Origin of the sequence: Streptomyces sp. NPDC002467, assembly GCF_042889825.1 — a bacterium.
Taxonomy (GTDB): domain Bacteria; phylum Actinomycetota; class Actinomycetes; order Streptomycetales; family Streptomycetaceae; genus Streptomyces.
The window spans coordinates 138,728-156,288 of record NZ_JBIARJ010000010.1 but is presented as its reverse complement, the minus strand read 5'-3'; the positions used below and the strand labels follow the sequence as shown (position 1 = coordinate 156,288).

Here is a 17,561-nt window from a genome sequence, read left to right as displayed (position 1 = left end):
CGGTCGGGCAGACTCGGGGGAACCGCCGAAGAACTCAGAGGATTCCCCAGGGAAGAGGTGGAACGCGTGGACCGCTGCGTCGTCCTGGTGGACGCCGGCTACCTGCTGGGCGCCGCCGCGAGCCTTCTCGCAGGGGAGCCCTCGCGCTCCCGCATCACCGTCGACCACGCCGCCCTCATCCAGGGGCTGCGCGAACGCGCCGAGGCCGACACCGAGCAGCCCCTGCTGCGCATCTACTGGTTCGACGGCGCACCCGACCGGGTGCCGCAGCCCGAACACCGGCGGCTGCGCGTCATGCCCCGCGTGACCGTCCGGCTCGGCGCCCTGACCCGCAGCGACGGCCGCTGGGCGCAGAAGGGCGTCGACGCGGCCATGCACGCCGAACTCACCGAACTCGCCCGCAACCGGGCCTGCTCCGACGTGGTCCTCGTCACCGGCGACGGAGACCTGCTGCCCGGCCTGATGTCCGCCAAGGAACACGGCGTCGCCGTCCACCTGTGGGCCGTGCAGGCCGCCGACGGGGACTACAACCAGTCCGAGGACCTGGTGGCCGAGGCCGACGAACGCCGCGTCCTCGACCGGGCCTGGATCACCCGGGCCGTCCGGGCCAAGGACCTCGCCGGACTCTGCGCCCCGCCGACCGCCCCGCGCCCCGACATCGCCGCGATCCTCTCCGCCCCGCTGCCCGAGGCCGCCCTCGCCGAGGCCGCCCGCAACGGCACCGCCTCCCGGGACGAGGAGGCCGAAGGGGTTCCCGTACCGGCGCCGGCCACCGGCGGCAAGACCGTGCCCACGCCCAAGGACCTCGCCGGAGCCCTGCGCGACCCGGGCCGGCAGGCCGGACCCCCGCCGGCGGCGGCCGGGCACCCCGTCGGCGCACAGCCCGCCGGAAGCGCCCTGCGCTGGTCCTCCGACAAGGGCTGGATCGACCGCTCCGGACCGCTCGGCGAACCCGCCGAGACCGCCTCGCTGCCCACCCTCGCCCAACTCACCAGCGCCGAACAGCGCTGGGCCGACCGCGAGGAGGACATCACCACCGTCGGCGGCGACCCCTTCGAGGTCGGCCAGGTCTTCGCCCGGCGCTGGATGGAACGGCTCCCGGAATCCGTGCACCTGCAGAAGCTCGCCACCATGTACCCGCGCATCCCGCACCGCATCGACGGCGAGCTGCTGCGCTACGCCGCCCGGTTCGGACTGCTCGCCCACAAGGACGACCAGATCGACGAGCACGACCGTTACGCCATCCGCGCCGGGTTCTGGCGGGAGATCGACGTGCGCGCGGCCGCCGAGCACGTGGTCGCCGTACCCGCGGCGGGCCCGGTGGGACTCTCCCTGGGACCCGCGGGCGCGGCGACCCCGGCGGCCGAGTAGGGCCGGAAGCCGCGTAGGCTGCTCCCTCGTGAGTACGGGCACGGCGCAACACCAGAGCAGTACGGCGGCAGCCGCGGGAGGACCCGCCGACGTCGTCTGCGCGGTACGTGACCTGGTCAAGACGTACCCCGCGGTACGCGGCCGGCGCGGGGCCCCCGCCCTGCCCGAGACCCGCGCCAACGACGGGATCTCCCTGGACGTGCGGCGCGGCGAGGTCTTCGGCCTGCTCGGCCCCAACGGCGCCGGCAAGTCCACCCTGGTCCGACAGCTCACCGGCCTGATGCGCCCCGACGCGGGCACCGTCACCCTCCTGGGCCACGACCTCGTGCGCCACCCCGAGCGGGCGGCCCGGCTCCTCGCCTACCTGGGGCAGGAGTCCACCGCCCTCGACGAGCTCACGGTCGCCCTGGCCGCCGAGACCACCGGACGGCTGCGCGGACTGCCGCTGCGCGCGGCCCGGGCCGCGCGCGACGAGGTACTGGAGGAACTCGGGCTGACCGAGATCGCCGGCCGGCCCCTGAAGAAGCTCTCCGGCGGACAGCGCCGCCTCGCCTGCTTCGCCGCCGCACTGGTGGGGGAGCGGCCGGTGCTCGTCCTCGACGAACCCACCACCGGGATGGACCCCGTGGCCCGACGGGCCGTCTGGGCGGCCGTCGACCGGCGGCGCGCGCAGCACGGCGCGACGGTCCTGCTGGTCACCCACAACGTCATCGAGGCCGAGACCGTCCTCGACCGGGTCGCCGTCGTCGACCAGGGCAAGGTCATCGCCTGCGACACCCCGGCCGGACTGAAGGCCACCGTCTCCGGCGAGGTCCGGCTCGAACTGGTGTGGCGCGAATCCGCTCCGCTGGGAGTGCCGGAGGTCGAAGCCCTGCGCACGACCGCCGTCGAGACGGGGCGGCGCTGGGTGCTGCGGCTCGGCCCCGACGACGCCCGGGCCGCGGTCGCCGCGGTGACCGGCGGGCCGGCCTTCGCCTCGCTGGACGACTTCACGCTGGCCACGCCGAGCCTGGAGGACGTGTACCTCGCGCTCGGCGGGAAGACGAAAGGGCTGGTGAAGCAGTGAGCGACAGTCCGGCAGGCACTGCCACGCCGACCGAGGCCGGCCCGATCGGGGCCGAGACGACCGGGCGGGCCACGCGGATCGGCGTCGCGGCGACCGAGGCCGCGGCGACCGGAGGCGTGCCGCACTCCGCCGCCCGGCAGGCGGCCGCGGCGCCGCTGGCCGAGCGGGCCCGGCTCCTGCCGGCACTGGCCGCCGTGTACCGGGCGCAGCTCTCCCGGGCCCGGGTGGCACGGATCCCGCTGCTCTTCGTGGCCACCTTCCAGTCCGTCGGCATCATGATCCTCATGCGGGGTGTGGTCGACGGCGGCTCGGAGGCCCGGGCCGTCGTGGCCGGCTCCTCGGTGCTCGTCGTCGCCTTCGTCGCGCTGAACCTGCTCGCGCAGTACTTCGGGCAGCTGCGGGCGGGCGGCGGGCTCGACCACTACGCCACCCTGCCGGTGCCGCCCGCGTCGGTGGTGCTGGGCGCGGCCGCCGCGTACGCCTCCTTCACCCTGCCGGGGACGCTGGTCACGGCGGTCTTCGGGTGCGTGCTGTTCGGGCTGCCGATGGGCGGACTGTGGATCCTTCTGGCGGTGGTGCCGCTCGCCGGGGCCGCGCTCGCCGGGCTCGGCGCGGCGCTGGGGCTGCTGGCGCCCCGGCAGGAGCTGGCCACGCTGGCCGGGCAGCTCGGCATGTCGGCGGCGCTGCTGCTGGGCGTGCTGCCGCCCGAGCGGATGCCGGACCTGATCGTGTGGGCGCGGGACCTGCTGCCGTCCACGTACGGGGTGGAGGCGTTCGCCCGTACCTTCGCGCCCGAGCCGGACTGGGCCGCCGTCGCGCTCGACCTGGGGGTGTGCGGGGCCGTGGGCGTCCTCTCGCTGGCCGTCGCCACCTGGGCGTACCGGCGGGCGGCGGTCCGCTGACGCCGGTGGCGCCCGTGCCGGGCACACCTGGCACGATGTGGGTGTGACCGAAGCCGTGACCCCTTCCTCCCCGACCGACCCGCCGTCGCTCCCGCCCGAGAAGCCGGGTGCCGCCGGCATGGGCATCACCCCGGCCGACGTCCGCGACGGGGCCGCCGTGGCCTTGGCGGTCGGCGTGGCCGGTGTGCTCCTCGCCGTGCTGTGGGCGTGGCTGGCGCCGCGAGTGCAGTACGTCTCCAACGGGGAGGCCGTGTTCCTGCGCAACAGCGAGGGCGAGGGCCGGATCGGGACCGACGGGACGTTCTTCCTGCTGGCGGCCGGACTGGGCGCGCTCAGCGGCCTCGGCACGTTCCTGTGGCGGCGGGCGGGTGGCGTGCCGCTGGTCATCGGGCTGGCGGTCGGGTCCCTCTTCGCGGGGCTGGTCGGATGGCGGCTGGGCCTCGTGCTCGGGCCGACGTCCAACCTGGTCGCCGCGGCGCGGGCGGCGGGCAAGGGCGTGCCGTTCGACGCGCCGCTGCAGTTGCTGGCGCACGGCGTGCTGTTGGCCTGGCCGATGGCCGCGGTCCTGGTCCACCTGGCCCTCACGGCCCTGTGGACCCCCCGGGACCCGGACCCGTCCCCGGAGTGGTCCGCCTATCCGCCGCCGCACGTCCACGCGGACCCGAAGCCGCCGATCGCCTGACGGGGCCGGCCCATCCCTCGGGGCGCCGCCCCGGACCCCGCGCCTCAAACGCCGGCGAGGCTGAAGGTGCCGCTGCGCGGCCCCCTGGGGCTCCGCCCCAGACCCCGCTTCTCACACGCCGGAGGTGCTGGATGTGTCCCCGCCGGGGGCGATCTCAGCCTCGCCGGCGTTTGAGGCGCCGCCGGAGGCAAACCAGCCGTCCGGCGTTCGAGCAGCGGGGTCTGGGGCCGGCCCCCTGCAGCGGCGCCGCAGACGGGTACCAGTGGCGCGCCGCAGGCTACGGGCGGGCCACCGGGGCCAGGGTGGCCGAGGTGAGGGTGGCCAGGTCCGTGGGGGACAGTTCGACCTCCAGGCCGCGGCGGCCCGCCGAGACGCAGATCGTGGCGTGCCCCGAGGCCGAGGCGTCCAGGACCGTGGGGAGGCGGCGCCGCTGCCCCAGCGGCGAGATGCCGCCGCGGACGTAGCCCGTGGTGCGCTCCGCCAGCGCCGGATCGGCCATCGCCGCCCGCTTGCCGCCCACCGCCGCCGCCAGCGCCTTCAGGTCCAGCGAGCCCGACACCGGGACCACCGCCACCGTCAGCGCCCCGTCCACGTCCGCGACCAGGGTCTTGAAGACCTGCTCCGGTGAGACACCGAGCGCCTGCGCGGCCTCCTCGCCGTACGAGGGGTGCGACGGGTCGTGCTCGTACGCGTGCGTGGTGAAGGACACCCCGGCCGCCGTCAGCGCGACGATCGCCGGGGTGCCCGACGCCTGCTTCGGTTTCTTCGCCATCCGTCCGCCGTCAGTTCGGGCTCGTCGGCGAGCGGGTCAGGTCCACCGCCGGGAGCGACGGGAGGTGGCGGATCATCGCGGTCTCGGTGCGCAGGAGCTTCAGCTCCTCCGCGAGGCGGGTCGCCGTGTCAGGGGCCTGGAGCAGGCGCTGCTTCGCCGGGATGTCCAGCACCGCCGCCGCTGCCACCAGGTAGGAGACCACCGACGGCTCGTCCGGGAGTTCCGCGCCCGTCAGGGACCGCTCGCGGGCGCCCGCCAGCCGCTTCTGGTAGTTGCGGAAGGCCCGCAGCACCCCCTCGGCCAGCGCGCCCGCGCCGTCCCCGGCGTCCTCGGGGAGCTCCTCCAGCTCCGCCACCAGGAACGGGCCCGACGCGTCCACCGAGAGCAGGCGTACGCGGGTCGTGCCCGTCGCCAGGACCTCGAAGCTGCCGTCCTCCCGCTCCCGGATCGTCGCCGCGTCCGCGATGCAACCCACCCGGTGGAAGGCCTGGATCGGGTCCGCGCCGAAGCCCGCCGCCGGGCCCCGCTCGGGGACGGCGGTCTGGTCCGGCAGGCCGGGCGCGGTCGGGGCCACCTCGCGGCCGTCCCGGATCGCCACGACGGCGAACCGGCGCGGCTCGTCCGAGCTCCCCTTCAGCAACTCGCGCATCATGGCGCGATAACGCTCCTCGAAGACGTTCAGCGGGAGGACGAGTCCCGGGAACAGCACCGAGTTCAGCGGGAAGAGTGGCAGGCGAACGGTGGTCACGAGGCACAGGGTAATGGCCGCGGGGCCGGACCCGTCACCCCCGCCTCAGCAGGCGGGAGGCCCCCGCGGCCACCGTCGTGGCGAGGATCCACCCCAGGAGGATGAGCGCGGTGGCCCCCCACTGCCAGCCCCCCGTCACCTTCCACTGGTCCTGCTGGCCCAGGTCGATCACCGGGAGCAGCAGGTCCAGGGCGTACAGGGCGGCGTTCCACTGCGGGTGTTCGTCCTCCTTGATCGGCGGCGGATGGAGCTGCGAGAACAGCAGCGTCCCCGCCGCCCACAGCACCGCCATCCACAGCGCGGCCCGGCCCGGACGGTAGCCGTAGACCACCGTCCAGTCCTGGAGGTAACCCCAGGCCCGTTGTCCCACCGGCAGCGTGGACCGGCGCCGGCGCTGCTTGGCCAGCAGCACCTCGCGGGCGTCGTCTTCCTCGCCGCCGGCCCGCAGCACGGCCGCCAGCCGCTCGTACGGCTCCGGCGAGTACTCGGGAGTCGCCGCCTCCAGCCACTCCAGCCGGCGCGAGAGCGGGAAATGACCCCGGGGCGCGAGGTTCTCGTAGACGAAGCCCTCGATCGACACGCCGCCCGGGCCCGGCCAGCTCGTGGAGGTGTCCACCAGCTTGACCACCTTGGCCCCCGACACCACCACCCGCCCCCGCTCCGGCCGCTCGCCCACGAAGCGGAACTCGGGCGTCTGGATCCGGCGCAGCGACAGCTCCTGATCGGCGGCGAGCACGAACCGCGCGCCGTAGAAGTCGATGGCGTCACCGAAACGGCCGTCGTCCAACCGCAGCCCGCCCCGGCATTCGAAACGCTGCGCCCGCCGGCCGCGCACCGGCGTCGGCCCCAGCCCGTACGGGGGAGTGGAGGAGATCGCGCCGGTCGCGTAGTCCAGGGCGATCGACGTCAGGTACAAGGTGCGCTCGACGGTCAACTGCGGCGCGTTCAGCGCGTACCGGCCGTTCGGGTTGCGCAGCCGGGCGCCGCGCATGTTCATCGACACGCCGACCTTCGCGCCGCGCAGGCTCACCTCCCCGTACGTCTCCAGCAGCTCGCCCTGGAAGTCCTGCGCGACCGACATCCCGTCGGCGGCGATCGCCCGCCCCTTGGCGTCGCGCTGCACCACGGCCTGGCTGATCAGCAGGTCCGTGCCGATCTGCGCGTCCGTCAGCCGGATCCCGCGCGTGACCCGGCAGCGCGGCAGGTGCAGATCGCCCTCCGTGTGCAGGCGCGCCGCCTCCAGCCGCGGTATCGCGCAGTCGACCAGGCGCAGCGTGCCGAACCGGGCCTCGGACAGCTGGATCTCGCTGTCGAAGCGGCAGGACTGGAGTTCCACGTACGGGCCGACCGTTCCACCGGACAGATCGAGCCGCCCGACGATCCGCACCCCGCGCAGCTTCAGCGAGGCCACCCGGCCCGGCACCGGCGGCGGCCCGTGGAGCAGCAGCAGCGCCACCACCCGGGCGCGGACGCTGCGCTCGGGGCCCCACACGTGGTCGGTGTGCGGGTCGTCCCGGTCGGCGGCGCGGGTGCTCAGATCACAGACGCTGCCCGTGCGGAACGCCTCCCACATGCGCTGCTCGGCGGCGGAAAGATCCGCCGGTGCGTCGCCCGCGCGTGCCTCGGTCATGGCGGCCCCCCTCCGCTCGTACCCCGTGCGGTTCGAAAACCGCTGTGATCAACGCTATCGGGGCCTGTGGCGTCCGGGGCGTGTATCAGCCAGTGATACGGGCGAACGGTGGATCGAGACGGTCTGAGAGAATTGGGGGGTGATCTCTCGTATCGACCTGCGCGGTGACGCCCTCCCCGAGGGTGGCGCCCTGCGCGATCTGCTGCCCCGTGCCGAGTTCGACGTAGAAGCTGCCCTGGAGAAGGTGCGGCCCATCTGCGAGGACGTCCATCATCGTGGCACGGCGGCGCTGATCGAGTACGCGCAGAAGTTCGACGGGGTGACGCTGGAGCAGGTCAGGGTGCCCGCAGAGGCCCTCAAGACCGCTCTCGACGAGCTCGACCCGGCCGTCCGCGCCGCCCTCGAGGAGTCGATCCGGCGCGCCCGGATCGTGCACCGCAACCAGCGCCGCACCGAGCACACCACCCAGGTGGTCCCCGGCGGCACGGTGACCGAGAAGTGGGTTCCGGTGGAGCGCGTGGGGCTGTACGCCCCGGGCGGCCGCTCGGTGTACCCGTCCTCCGTCGTCATGAACGTCGTACCGGCCCAGGAGGCGGGTGTCGGCTCGATCGCGCTCGCGTCCCCGCCGCAGAAGGAGTTCGGCGGCCTGCCGCACCCGACGATCCTCGCCGCCTGCGCGCTGCTCGGCGTGGACGAGGTGTACGCGGCCGGCGGGGCCCAGGCCGTCGCGATGTTCGCGTACGGGACCGAGGAGTGCGCGCCCGCCAACATGGTCACCGGCCCCGGCAACATCTGGGTCGCCGCCGCCAAGCGCTACTTCACCGGGAAGATCGGCATCGACACCGAGGCCGGCCCCACCGAGATCGCGGTCCTCGCGGACTCCACGGCCGACCCCGTGCACGTCGCCGCCGACCTGATCAGCCAGGCCGAGCACGACCCGCTGGCCGCCGCCGTCCTCGTCACCGACTCCGAGGAGCTCGCGGCCGCCGTCGAGCGCGAGCTGGAGCCGCAGGTCGCCGCCACCAAGCACGTCGAGGACCGGATCAAGCCCGCCCTCGCCGGCAAGCAGTCCGCCATCGTGCTCGTGCGCGACCTGGAGGACGGCCTCAAGGTCGTCGACGCCTACGGCGCCGAGCACCTGGAGATCCAGACCGCCGACGCGGCGGCCTGGGCCGCCCGCGTCCGCAACGCCGGCGCGATCTTCGTCGGCCCCTGGGCCCCGGTCTCCCTCGGCGACTACTGCGCCGGGTCGAACCACGTGCTGCCCACCGGCGGATGCGCCTGCCACTCCTCCGGCCTGTCCGTGCAGTCCTTCCTGCGCGGCATCCACATCGTCGACTACACGCGCGACGCCCTCGCCGAGGTCACCCACCACGTGGTCACCCTCGCCGAGGCCGAGGACCTGCCCGCGCACGGCGCGGCCCTCAAGGCGCGGTTCGGATGGAAGGTTCCCCAGGCGTGACCGGCAACTCCTCCATGTCCCCTTGGGACGAACTGCCCATCCGCGAAGAGCTCCGCGGCAAGACCCCCTACGGCGCCCCGCAGCTCGACGTGCCCGTCCAGCTCAACACCAACGAGAACCCGTACGAGCTGCCCGACGAGCTCGTACGGCGCATCGCCGAGCGCGTGTCCGACGCCGCCCGCACCCTCAACCGCTACCCCGACCGGGACGCGGTCGAGCTGCGCACCGAGCTGGCCGCCTACCTCACCCGCACGGGCAAGCACCACGTCGCCCGCGAGAACGTCTGGGCCGCCAACGGATCCAACGAGATCCTCCAGCAGCTGCTCCAGACCTTCGGCGGCCCCGGCCGCACCGCGATCGGCTTCGAGCCCTCGTACTCGATGCACGCCCTGATCGCCCGCGGCACCGGCACCGGCTGGATCTCCGGCCCGCGCCGCGAGGACTTCACCATCGACCTGGAGGCGGCGGAGCAGGCGATCGCAGAGAACGCCCCCGACGTCGTCTTCATCGCCTCGCCGAACAACCCCACGGGCACCGCCGTAGAGGCGGAGACCGTCCTCGCGATCTACGAGGCCGCGCAGGCCGCCAAGCCCTCCGTGGTGATCGTCGACGAGGCCTACGTGGAGTTCAGCCACCGGGACTCGCTGCTGCCGCTCATCGAGGGCCGCCCGAACCTGGTGATCTCCCGGACCATGTCCAAGGCCTTCGGCGCCGCCGGACTGCGCCTGGGCTACCTGGCCGCGCACCCCGCCGTGGTCGACGCCGTCCAGCTGGTGCGCCTGCCGTACCACCTGTCGGCCGTCACCCAGGCCACCGCGCTGGCCGCCCTGGAGCACACCGACACCCTGCTCGGGTACGTCGAGCAGCTCAAGGCCGAACGCGACCGCCTCGTCGTCGAGCTGCGGGCCATCGGCTACGAGGTCACCGAGTCCGACGCGAACTTCATCCAGTTCGGCAGGTTCGAGGACTCCCACACCGCATGGCAGAAGATCCTCGACCAGGGCGTCCTGGTCCGGGACAACGGAGTACCGGGGTGGCTGCGGGTCACCGCCGGCACCCCGGCCGAGAACGACGCGTTCCTGGAAGCGGTTCGCGCACTGAAGAAGGAGCAGCACGCATGAGCCGCATCGGACGGGTCGAACGGACCACGAAGGAGACCTCGGTCCTCGTCGAGATAAACCTCGACGGCACCGGCAAGGTCGACGTCTCGACGGGCGTGGGCTTCTACGACCACATGCTCGACCAGCTCGGCCGCCACGGCCTCTTCGACCTCACGGTCAAGACGGACGGCGACCTGCACATCGACAGCCACCACACCATCGAGGACACCGCGCTCGCGCTCGGCGCCGCCTTCAAGCAGGCCCTCGGCGACAAGGTCGGCATCTACCGCTTCGGCAACTGCACCGTGCCGCTGGACGAGTCCCTCGCCCAGGTCACCGTCGACCTGTCGGGCCGCCCCTACCTCGTGCACACCGAGCCCGAGAAGATGGCGCCGATGATCGGCGAGTACGACACCACGATGACCCGGCACATCCTGGAGTCCTTCGTCGCGCAGGCCCAGATCGCCCTGCACGTCCACGTCCCGTACGGCCGCAACGCCCACCACATCGTGGAGTGCCAGTTCAAGGCGCTGGCGCGCGCCCTGCGCTACGCCGCCGAGTTCGACCCGCGTGCCGCCGGCATCCTCCCGTCCACGAAGGGTGCCCTCTAGCGTGAACGGGCTCAACACCATCCTGATCGTCGTCGGCCTCTTCCTGGCCGGCGGCGTCTACTCCTTCCAGAAGCAGCAGATGCCCAAGTCGGTCGTCGTGCTGCTCGCCATCGGCTCCGCGATGTGCCTGGCCGCCGGAGTCCTGCGAATCCAAGGGATCTGGGAATGAGCGCAGCCACCAAGAACGTCGTCGTCTTCGACTACGGCTTCGGCAACGTCCGCTCCGCCGAGCGCGCCCTCGCGCGCGTCGGCGCGAACGTCGAGATCACCCGCGACTACGACAAGGCCATGGACGCCGACGGACTCCTCGTCCCGGGCGTCGGCGCCTTCTCCGCCTGCATGCAGGGACTGAAGGACGTACGCGGCGACTGGATCATCGGCCGCCGGCTCTCCGGCGGCCGTCCCGTCATGGGCATCTGCGTCGGCATGCAGATCCTCTTCGAGCGCGGCATCGAGCACGGCGTCGAGACCGAGGGCCTCGACGAGTGGCCCGGCACGGTCGGCCCGCTCAAGGCCCCCGTCGTCCCCCACATGGGCTGGAACACCGTCGAGGCACCGCAGGACAGCCGGCTGTTCGCCGGCCTGGACGCCGACGCCCGGTTCTACTTCGTGCACTCCTACGCGGCGCACGACTGGACCCTGGAAGTCACCAACCCGCTGATCCGCGCCCCCAAGGTCACCTGGGCCACCCACGGCGAGCGGTTCGTCGCGGCGGTGGAGAACGGGGCCCTGTGGGCCACCCAGTTCCACCCCGAGAAGTCCGGAGACGCCGGAGCCCAGCTCCTCACCAACTGGATCGAGACCCTGTGATGACCGCTACGCCGAAGACCCTGGAACTCCTGCCCGCGGTCGACGTCCGCGACGGCCAGGCCGTCCGCCTCGTGCACGGCGTGTCCGGCAGCGAGACCTCCTACGGCTCCCCGCTGGAGGCGGCCCTCGCCTGGCAGCGTTCCGGCGCCGAATGGCTGCACCTGGTCGACCTGGACGCCGCCTTCGGCACCGGCGACAACCGCGCCCTGGTCGCGGAGATCACCCGCGCCATGGACATCAAGGTCGAGCTGTCCGGCGGCATCCGCGACGACGCCTCGCTCGCGGCGGCCCTCGCCACCGGCTGCACCCGCGTCAACCTCGGCACCGCCGCCCTGGAGACCCCCGAGTGGGCCGCCAAGGCCATCGCCGAGCACGGCGACAAGATCGCCATCGGCCTGGACGTCCGCGGCACCACCCTCAAGGGCCGCGGCTGGACCAGCGAGGGCGGCGACCTCTACGAGACCCTCGCCCGCCTGGACTCCGAGGGCTGCGCCCGCTACGTGGTCACCGACATCGGCAAGGACGGCACCCTCACCGGCCCCAACCTGGAGCTGCTGAAGAACGTCTGCGCCGCCACCGACCGGCCCGTCGTCGCCTCCGGGGGCATCTCCTCCCTCGACGACCTGCGGGACCTGTCCTCGCTGGTGCCGCTGGGCGTCGAGGGCGCCATCGTCGGCAAGGCCCTGTACGCGAAGGCCTTCACCCTGGAAGAGGCGCTGGAGGTGGTCTCGGCATGAGCAACGCCTCCGCCGTACGCCGGATCTCCTCCGGCGGCCCCTACGAGGACGTGATCGCCTACTCCCGCGCGGTCCAGCTCCCCAACGGCCTCGTGCTCGTCTCCGGCTGCACCGCCGCCGACGCGGGCGGCCCGTACGACCAGGCCGTCAAGGCCTTCGAGGTCGCCTTCAAGGCGCTGGCCGAGGCCGGTCTCGGACCCGAGGACGTCGTCCGCACCCGCATGTACCTGACGCACGCCCGGGACGTCGACGAGGTGGGCCGCGCCCACAAGACCCTCTTCGACACCGTCCGTCCGGCCGCCACGATGCTCATCGTGTCCGGCTTCGTCGACCCCGCGATGGTCGTCGAGGTCGAGGTCGAGGCCTACAAGGGAGACGCGGCATGACCCTCGCCGTACGAGTGATCCCCTGCCTGGACGTCGACAACGGCCGGGTCGTCAAGGGCGTCAACTTCCAGAACCTGCGCGACGCGGGCGACCCCGTGGAGATGGCCAAGCTGTACGACGCCGAGGGCGCCGACGAGCTGACCTTCCTCGACATCACCGCGTCCTCCGGCAACCGCGAGACCACGTACGACGTGGTCCGGCGCACCGCCGAGCAGGTCTTCATCCCGCTGACCGTGGGCGGCGGCGTCCGCACCGCGGACGACGTGGACAAGCTGCTGCGCGCCGGAGCGGACAAGGTGGGCGTCAACACCGCCGCCATCGCCCGCCCCGAGCTCATCCAGGAGATCGCGGAGCGCTTCGGCCGGCAGGTCCTCGTCCTGTCCGTGGACGCGCGCCGCACCGCCGGCGGCTCCTTCGAGGTCACCACCCACGGCGGCCGCAAGGGCACCGGCATCGACGCCGTCGAGTGGGCCCACCGGGCCGCCGAACTGGGCGCCGGGGAGATCCTCCTCAACTCGATGGACGCGGACGGCACGAAGGACGGCTACGACACGGAGATGATCGAGGCCGTGCGCAAGCACGTCACGGTCCCGGTGATCGCCTCCGGCGGCGCCGGCAGGCTCGAACACTTCGCGCCGGCGATCACCGCCGGTGCCGATGCCGTGCTGGCGGCGTCGGTGTTCCACTTCGGTGACCTGCGGATCTCCGAGGTCAAGGGCGCCCTGCGCGACGCCGGTCACCCGGTCCGCTGACGACGCGGTGCGGGCCCGCCCGGTTTCCGGGCGGGCCCGCCTGCGTTTCGCTCTCCGCCTCAGCCGCCCAACAGGGCCAGGATCGCGTTCACCGCGTCCCTGACGGGCACGGCGGCGGTACCGATCAGCGAGGCGACCCCGGCCACGGCCATCAGGGCGCCGCGGCGCTCCTGCGGGGTGCGGTCCGCGGAGCCGATCGCCCGCAGGGAGTCGTCGACCGTCCGCACGTCGCCCGGAGGGATCCGGTCGCGCAGCCCGTCGAGCAGCCGGACCAGCTCGGCGATGGCCTCCCGCTCGGCGGTGGGCAGCTGCGGGGCGATGGTCGGCGACTGGTTCTTCACGATGCCGGTGATGTGGGTCCCGCCGTGGATGTTGACGACGTCGCCGTAGTGGTTGCCCTCGGTCATGACTTCTTGACTCCCGTGTGTCCCGTGCCGCCGAAGATGTTCACCGTGTCGCCGACGCGCTGGACCATGACGGCGAACTCGGCCGTCGGGTTCTCGATGGCGTGCACGATCTGCCCGACCAGCTGCCGGAGCCGTTCCTTGTCGGGCAGCGTCACCAGGGCGGATGGACCCGAGGTCTCCACGGCCAGGACGTGCTGGGGCGACGCGAAGATCTTGCTCAGCAGCACGACGACGAGGGCGATCACCACCAGGACGGCGAAGGTCACCAGCCCGGGCGTGCCGTCGTGCGAGCCGTAGTCCGAGCCGCTGAACACCTTGGTGTCGTTGTCCACGAGCATGAGCACCACCAGGCCCACCGCCGTGAAGCCGACCCCCTTCAGGAACTGGACGAAGGCCTTCCAGCGGTCGGGTCTGGTCTCGAACGTGTGCACCCGGGCGATGTTGTGCAGCGGATAGGCGGCGCCGTCCACCCACAGCAGCCGCCTGCTGACCCGCAGCTCCACCCCGGAGCCGGGGAGCACGGGCGGAAGCGGTGGCGCGGGCGGTGCCTGGGGCGGTATCGGTGGCGGTGGGACCGGAGTGGACATGGTTTCCCCCCGAGCGCTGTCGACCGTGGACGGAGCGGGGCTTCATTAAGCACGCCGCGATCCGGCCGGACAAGGCGCTTTCGGGCCGAAGGGGACCGGTCGCCGGACGGAGTCCGGCGCAGCGGCCCGCAGCCGGGGAGGCCGCCAGGCCGAGCCGTGCAAGGGGCGCGTCAGGGATCAGATGCCCAGCTGCGCCGTCGTCAGCTTGGCGACCGCTTCCTTGTCGCCGTCCAGGGTCACCGCGGCGGCGGCCTGGCGGCCGAAGCAGAACAGCGTCAGCTCGCCCGGCTCGCCCGTCACCGTCACCACCGGGACGCCCTTGCGGGCCACCGCCGTGCGGCCGTCGGGGCGGCGCAGGACCAGGCCCACCGGGGAGCGGCGGCCCGTCAGGCGGGCCAGCTTCTCCAGACGGGACCAGAGCGCGTCCGTGAACACCGGGTCCAGCTCGCGCGGGGACCAGTCCGGCTGGGCCCGCCGCACGTCCTCCGAGTGGACGTAGAACTCCACCGCGTTCGCCGCCTCGTCGATCTGCTTCAGCGCGTACGGCGACAGCTTCGGCGGACCCGTCCGGATCAGCTGCACGAGCTCCTCGTACGGCTTGGCCGCGTACTCCGCCATCGCCCTGTCCAGCCGGTCCCGCAGCACCTTCAGCACCAGACCGCCCGCCGCGTCCGGACGCCGCTCGCGGACCACCACGTGCGCCGCCAGCTCCCGGCAGGTCCAGCCGTCGCACAGCGTCGGCGCCTCCGGCCCGGCGGCTTCCAACAGGTCGGCCAGCAGCAGACGTTCGCGCTTCGCATGGGTAGACATGCGGGCCAGCCTACGGCCGGAACTCGCCCCATGCCTGCCCATCAGTCGGACAGAGATCCATTTCCCGTCCCATCTCGCGGCACAATGGCACGCATGAGTACGTCCTCCCTCGATCCCGCCATCGCCGCGCGCCTCAAGCGCTCCGCCGACGGCCTGGTTCCGGCCATCGCCCAGCAGTACGACACCGGAGAGGTGCTCATGCTCGGCTGGATGGACGACGAGGCGCTGCACCGCACCCTGACCACCGGGCGCTGCACGTACTGGTCCCGCAGCCGGCAGGAGTACTGGGTGAAGGGGGATACTTCCGGCCACTTCCAGCACGTGAAGTCGGTCGCCCTCGACTGCGACGCGGACACCGTGCTCGTCAAGGTCGACCAGGTCGGAGCCGCCTGTCACACCGGGGCCCGCACCTGCTTCGACGCCGATGTCCTTCCGCTGGCCGAATAGCCGGATAGGGTCCCACGCCATGGATCTCGACACCTTCCGCAAGCTCGCGGCCGACCGCCGCGTCATTCCCGTGAGCCGCAGGCTGCTGGCCGACGGGGACACCCCGGTCGGGCTGTACCGGAAGCTGGCCGCGGAACGCCCCGGCACCTTCCTCCTGGAGTCCGCCGAGAACGGCCGCTCCTGGTCGCGGTACTCCTTCGTCGGCGTGCGCAGCGACGCCACACTGACCGTCCGGGACGGCCAGGCGCACTGGATCGGCACCCCGCCCGTCGGCGTGCCGACCTCCGGCGACCCGCTCGACGCCCTGCGCGCCACCGTCGAGGCCCTGCACACCCCCCGCGACCTCGCGGGCGGAATGCCGCCCTTCACCGGCGGGATGGTCGGCTACCTCGGTTACGACATCGTGCGCCGCCTGGAACGCATCGGCGACCACACCGCCGACGACCTCCGGTTGCCCGAGCTGACGATGCTGCTCACCTCGGACCTGGCGGTGCTCGACCACTGGGACGGCACCGTCCTGCTCATCGCCAACGCCATCAACCACAACGACCTCGACACCGGCGTGGACGAGGCCTACGCGGACGCCGTCGCCCGCCTCGACGCCATGGAGGCCGACCTCGCGCGGCCCGCGCCCTACACCCCGTCCCCGCTGCCCGCCTCCGAGCTGCCGGAGTTCTCCGCGCTGTGGGGCGGCGAGAAGTACCAGGTCGCGGTCGAGGACATCAAGGAGCGGATCCGGGCCGGCGAGGCCTTCCAGGTGGTGCCCTCCCAGCGGTTCGAGACCCCTTGCGAGGCCTCCGCGCTGGACGTGTACCGGGTGCTGCGGGCCACCAACCCGTCCCCGTACATGTACCTCTTCCGCTTCGAGAACGGCTTCGACGTGGTCGGCTCCAGCCCCGAGGCGCTGGTCAAGGTCGAGGACGGGCGGGCCATGGTCCACCCCATCGCCGGCACCCGGCACCGCGGCGCAACCCCGCAGGAGGACAACGACCTCGCGGAGGAGCTGCTCGCCGACCCCAAGGAGCGCGCCGAGCACCTGATGCTCGTCGACCTGGGCCGCAACGACCTGGGCCGGGTCTGCGAGCCGGGCTCGGTGGAGGTCGTCGACTTCATGTCGATCGAGCGGTACTCGCACGTCATGCACATCGTGTCCACCGTCACCGGTCGGGTCGCCGAGGGCAAGACCGCCTTCGACGTGCTCACCGCCTGCTTCCCGGCCGGCACCCTCTCCGGTGCGCCCAAGCCGCGCGCCATGCAGATCATCGAGGAGCTGGAGCCCTCCCGGCGCGGTCTGTACGGCGGCTGCGTGGGCTACCTGGACTTCGCCGGGGACTCCGACACGGCCATCGCGATCCGCACCGCGCTGCTGCGCGACGGCACGGCGTACGTCCAGGCCGGCGCCGGGGTCGTCGCCGACTCGGTGCCCGAGCTGGAGGACAACGAGTGCCGCAACAAGGCGGCCGCGGTGCTGCGCGCGGTCGGAGCGGCGAACCGCCTCCACGGGGCCTGAGGCCGTAGGGGATAGTGGGGTACGTGAGTGCCGTACCCCCGCCCCGAACCGACGCCGCCCCCGACCCGGAGCACGACCCGGGCGCCGGCCCCAGCCACGACCAGGCGCACGAGCCCCGGTCCGAGGCTCCCGACAGCCGCCGCAGCCGCCGCAGCGTGGCCGTCGCGCTGCTGCTCGGCACGCTCGGCGCCACCGTCGTCCTGCTCGCCTCCGGCCGGGTCTGGGCCCGGGGCACCACCGCCTTCGCCGGTGACTCGCTCCGGCTGACCGCCGACGGGCAGACCGTCACCGGGCTGCCCGCGGCCCTGGCCATCGTCGGGCTCGCCGCCCTCGTCGCCGTCTTCGCGGTGCGCGGCAGGAGCCGGCTGCTCGTCTCGGCGCTGCTGGCGCTCAGCGGCCTCGGCGCGGCACTGTCGGCCGTCCTCGCCGCCGACGGCCGCAGCGCCCTCGACGCGGCGGCCGCCAAGACCACCGCGGACACCGCGGCGAAGGCGGCGGGACTGACCCATACGGCCTGGCCGTACGTCACGGCCGCCGGGGCGGCCCTGATCCTGATCGCGGGCCTGCTGGCCCTGCGCTTCGGGCGGAACTGGCCCGCGATGGGCGGCCGCTACGAGCGTGACGGCAGTCCGCGTGCCCGCAAGGCCGCCGTGGTGGATCCGGACCGGCCCGAGGATCTGTGGAAGGCTCTGGACCGGGGCGAGGATCCGACCTCCGACCAGGGGCGCTGACCGGTCCTTCGACCCCACCCCCGTGAGCGCGGCCCCGGCC

The 17,561-nt window shown here is 73.2% G+C and carries 21 protein-coding genes; 15 read left to right on the top strand and 6 right to left on the bottom strand.

Going from position 1 to position 17,561, the window contains the following annotated elements; genetic code table 11:
• Window positions 1–57 precede the first annotated feature (57 nt).
• From ACFYYJ_RS21940 to ACFYYJ_RS21925, 4 genes are all read left to right on the top strand, one after another.
• Window positions 58–1,371: an NYN domain-containing protein gene (locus ACFYYJ_RS21940; RefSeq protein WP_389134663.1), complete on the top strand. Its 1,314-nt coding sequence runs from the start codon at window positions 58–60 to the stop codon at window positions 1,369–1,371.
• Between the two features lie 28 nt (window positions 1,372–1,399).
• Complete coding sequence (locus ACFYYJ_RS21935) at window positions 1,400–2,437, top strand: ABC transporter ATP-binding protein (protein ID WP_385130493.1); 1,038 nt, start codon at window positions 1,400–1,402, stop codon at window positions 2,435–2,437.
• A gap of 116 nt (window positions 2,438–2,553) precedes the next feature.
• On the top strand, window positions 2,554–3,339 hold the full coding sequence (locus ACFYYJ_RS21930; RefSeq protein ID WP_385362925.1) for an ABC transporter permease: 786 nt from the start codon (window positions 2,554–2,556) through the stop codon (window positions 3,337–3,339).
• A 43-nt stretch (window positions 3,340–3,382) separates the two neighbouring features.
• Window positions 3,383–4,021, top strand: a complete 639-nt coding sequence (locus ACFYYJ_RS21925) for a hypothetical protein (protein ID WP_385130496.1) — start codon at window positions 3,383–3,385, stop codon at window positions 4,019–4,021.
• Window positions 4,022–4,298: 277 nt separating this feature from the next.
• On the opposite strand, the gene ybaK is transcribed toward ACFYYJ_RS21925, so the two are convergent.
• From ybaK to ACFYYJ_RS21910, 3 genes are read right to left on the bottom strand one after another with little or no spacing between them, the layout of a single operon-like run.
• Window positions 4,299–4,793: a Cys-tRNA(Pro) deacylase gene (gene ybaK, locus ACFYYJ_RS21920; RefSeq protein WP_385130499.1), complete on the bottom strand. Its 495-nt coding sequence runs from the start codon at window positions 4,791–4,793 to the stop codon at window positions 4,299–4,301.
• Between the two features lie 10 nt (window positions 4,794–4,803).
• Window positions 4,804–5,541, bottom strand: coding sequence for an LON peptidase substrate-binding domain-containing protein (locus ACFYYJ_RS21915; protein ID WP_385130502.1), 738 nt, complete (start codon window positions 5,539–5,541; stop codon window positions 4,804–4,806).
• Between the two features lie 34 nt (window positions 5,542–5,575).
• Window positions 5,576–7,171: an oxidoreductase gene (locus ACFYYJ_RS21910; protein ID WP_389134656.1), complete on the bottom strand. Its 1,596-nt coding sequence runs from the start codon at window positions 7,169–7,171 to the stop codon at window positions 5,576–5,578.
• A gap of 139 nt (window positions 7,172–7,310) precedes the next feature.
• Between ACFYYJ_RS21910 and hisD the strand changes: the two genes are divergently transcribed.
• Genes hisD through hisF form a run of 8 tightly spaced genes read left to right on the top strand, consistent with a single transcriptional unit; the run spans window position 7,311 to window position 13,029 of the window.
• Entirely contained in the window at window positions 7,311–8,633 is a 1,323-nt protein-coding gene (hisD, locus tag ACFYYJ_RS21905; RefSeq protein ID WP_389134653.1) for a histidinol dehydrogenase, read from the top strand.
• Window positions 8,634–8,647: 14 nt separating this feature from the next.
• Window positions 8,648–9,754, top strand: a complete 1,107-nt coding sequence (locus ACFYYJ_RS21900) for a histidinol-phosphate transaminase (protein ID WP_389134840.1) — start codon at window positions 8,648–8,650, stop codon at window positions 9,752–9,754.
• Window positions 9,751–10,344 carry an imidazoleglycerol-phosphate dehydratase HisB gene (gene hisB / locus ACFYYJ_RS21895; protein WP_385130510.1) on the top strand — a complete coding sequence of 198 codons (594 nt, stop codon included), beginning with the start codon at window positions 9,751–9,753 and terminating at the stop codon, window positions 10,342–10,344. The genes ACFYYJ_RS21900 and hisB overlap by 4 nt, the downstream gene beginning before the upstream one ends.
• A 1-nt stretch (window position 10,345) precedes the next feature.
• Window positions 10,346–10,513, top strand: coding sequence for a hypothetical protein (locus ACFYYJ_RS21890; RefSeq protein ID WP_362590272.1), 168 nt, complete (start codon window positions 10,346–10,348; stop codon window positions 10,511–10,513).
• Window positions 10,510–11,154, top strand: coding sequence for an imidazole glycerol phosphate synthase subunit HisH (gene hisH, locus ACFYYJ_RS21885; protein ID WP_385130512.1), 645 nt, complete (start codon window positions 10,510–10,512; stop codon window positions 11,152–11,154). Before ACFYYJ_RS21890 ends, hisH begins: the two co-directional genes overlap by 4 nt.
• Complete coding sequence (gene priA, locus ACFYYJ_RS21880) at window positions 11,154–11,891, top strand: bifunctional 1-(5-phosphoribosyl)-5-((5-phosphoribosylamino)methylideneamino)imidazole-4-carboxamide isomerase/phosphoribosylanthranilate isomerase PriA (RefSeq protein ID WP_384753150.1); 738 nt, start codon at window positions 11,154–11,156, stop codon at window positions 11,889–11,891. The genes hisH and priA overlap by 1 nt, the downstream gene beginning before the upstream one ends.
• Complete coding sequence (locus ACFYYJ_RS21875; RefSeq protein WP_384753146.1) at window positions 11,888–12,277, top strand: RidA family protein; 390 nt, start codon at window positions 11,888–11,890, stop codon at window positions 12,275–12,277. Before priA ends, ACFYYJ_RS21875 begins: the two co-directional genes overlap by 4 nt.
• Window positions 12,274–13,029 (top strand): imidazole glycerol phosphate synthase subunit HisF, encoded by a 756-nt coding sequence (gene hisF, locus ACFYYJ_RS21870; RefSeq protein ID WP_385362908.1) that lies wholly within the window; start codon window positions 12,274–12,276, stop codon window positions 13,027–13,029. The genes ACFYYJ_RS21875 and hisF overlap by 4 nt, the downstream gene beginning before the upstream one ends.
• 59 nt (window positions 13,030–13,088) lie before the next feature.
• Here hisF and ACFYYJ_RS21865 read toward each other — a convergent pair whose 3' ends face one another.
• The 3 genes from ACFYYJ_RS21865 to ACFYYJ_RS21855 all read right to left on the bottom strand — a co-directional run bounded on the left by ACFYYJ_RS21865 (window position 13,089) and on the right by ACFYYJ_RS21855 (window position 14,833).
• Window positions 13,089–13,436 carry a hypothetical protein gene (locus ACFYYJ_RS21865; RefSeq protein ID WP_385362906.1) on the bottom strand — a complete coding sequence of 116 codons (348 nt, stop codon included), beginning with the start codon at window positions 13,434–13,436 and terminating at the stop codon, window positions 13,089–13,091.
• Window positions 13,433–13,957 carry a DUF6232 family protein gene (locus ACFYYJ_RS21860; protein WP_389134646.1) on the bottom strand — a complete coding sequence of 175 codons (525 nt, stop codon included), beginning with the start codon at window positions 13,955–13,957 and terminating at the stop codon, window positions 13,433–13,435. Before ACFYYJ_RS21860 ends, ACFYYJ_RS21865 begins: the two co-directional genes overlap by 4 nt.
• A 243-nt stretch (window positions 13,958–14,200) precedes the next feature.
• Window positions 14,201–14,833, bottom strand: a complete 633-nt coding sequence (locus ACFYYJ_RS21855) for a TIGR03085 family metal-binding protein (protein WP_385362902.1) — start codon at window positions 14,831–14,833, stop codon at window positions 14,201–14,203.
• Between the two features lie 84 nt (window positions 14,834–14,917).
• Between ACFYYJ_RS21855 and hisI the strand changes: the two genes are divergently transcribed.
• The 3 genes from hisI to ACFYYJ_RS21840 are packed head-to-tail and all read left to right on the top strand — an operon-like array spanning window position 14,918 to window position 17,521.
• Entirely contained in the window at window positions 14,918–15,280 is a 363-nt protein-coding gene (gene hisI / locus ACFYYJ_RS21850) for a phosphoribosyl-AMP cyclohydrolase (RefSeq protein ID WP_384595537.1), read from the top strand.
• A gap of 19 nt (window positions 15,281–15,299) precedes the next feature.
• Window positions 15,300–16,790 (top strand): anthranilate synthase component I, encoded by a 1,491-nt coding sequence (locus tag ACFYYJ_RS21845; RefSeq protein WP_385130524.1) that lies wholly within the window; start codon window positions 15,300–15,302, stop codon window positions 16,788–16,790.
• 14 nt (window positions 16,791–16,804) lie between these two features.
• Window positions 16,805–17,521 carry a TIGR02234 family membrane protein gene (locus ACFYYJ_RS21840; RefSeq protein WP_389134641.1) on the top strand — a complete coding sequence of 239 codons (717 nt, stop codon included), beginning with the start codon at window positions 16,805–16,807 and terminating at the stop codon, window positions 17,519–17,521.
• Window positions 17,522–17,561 lie beyond the last annotated feature (40 nt).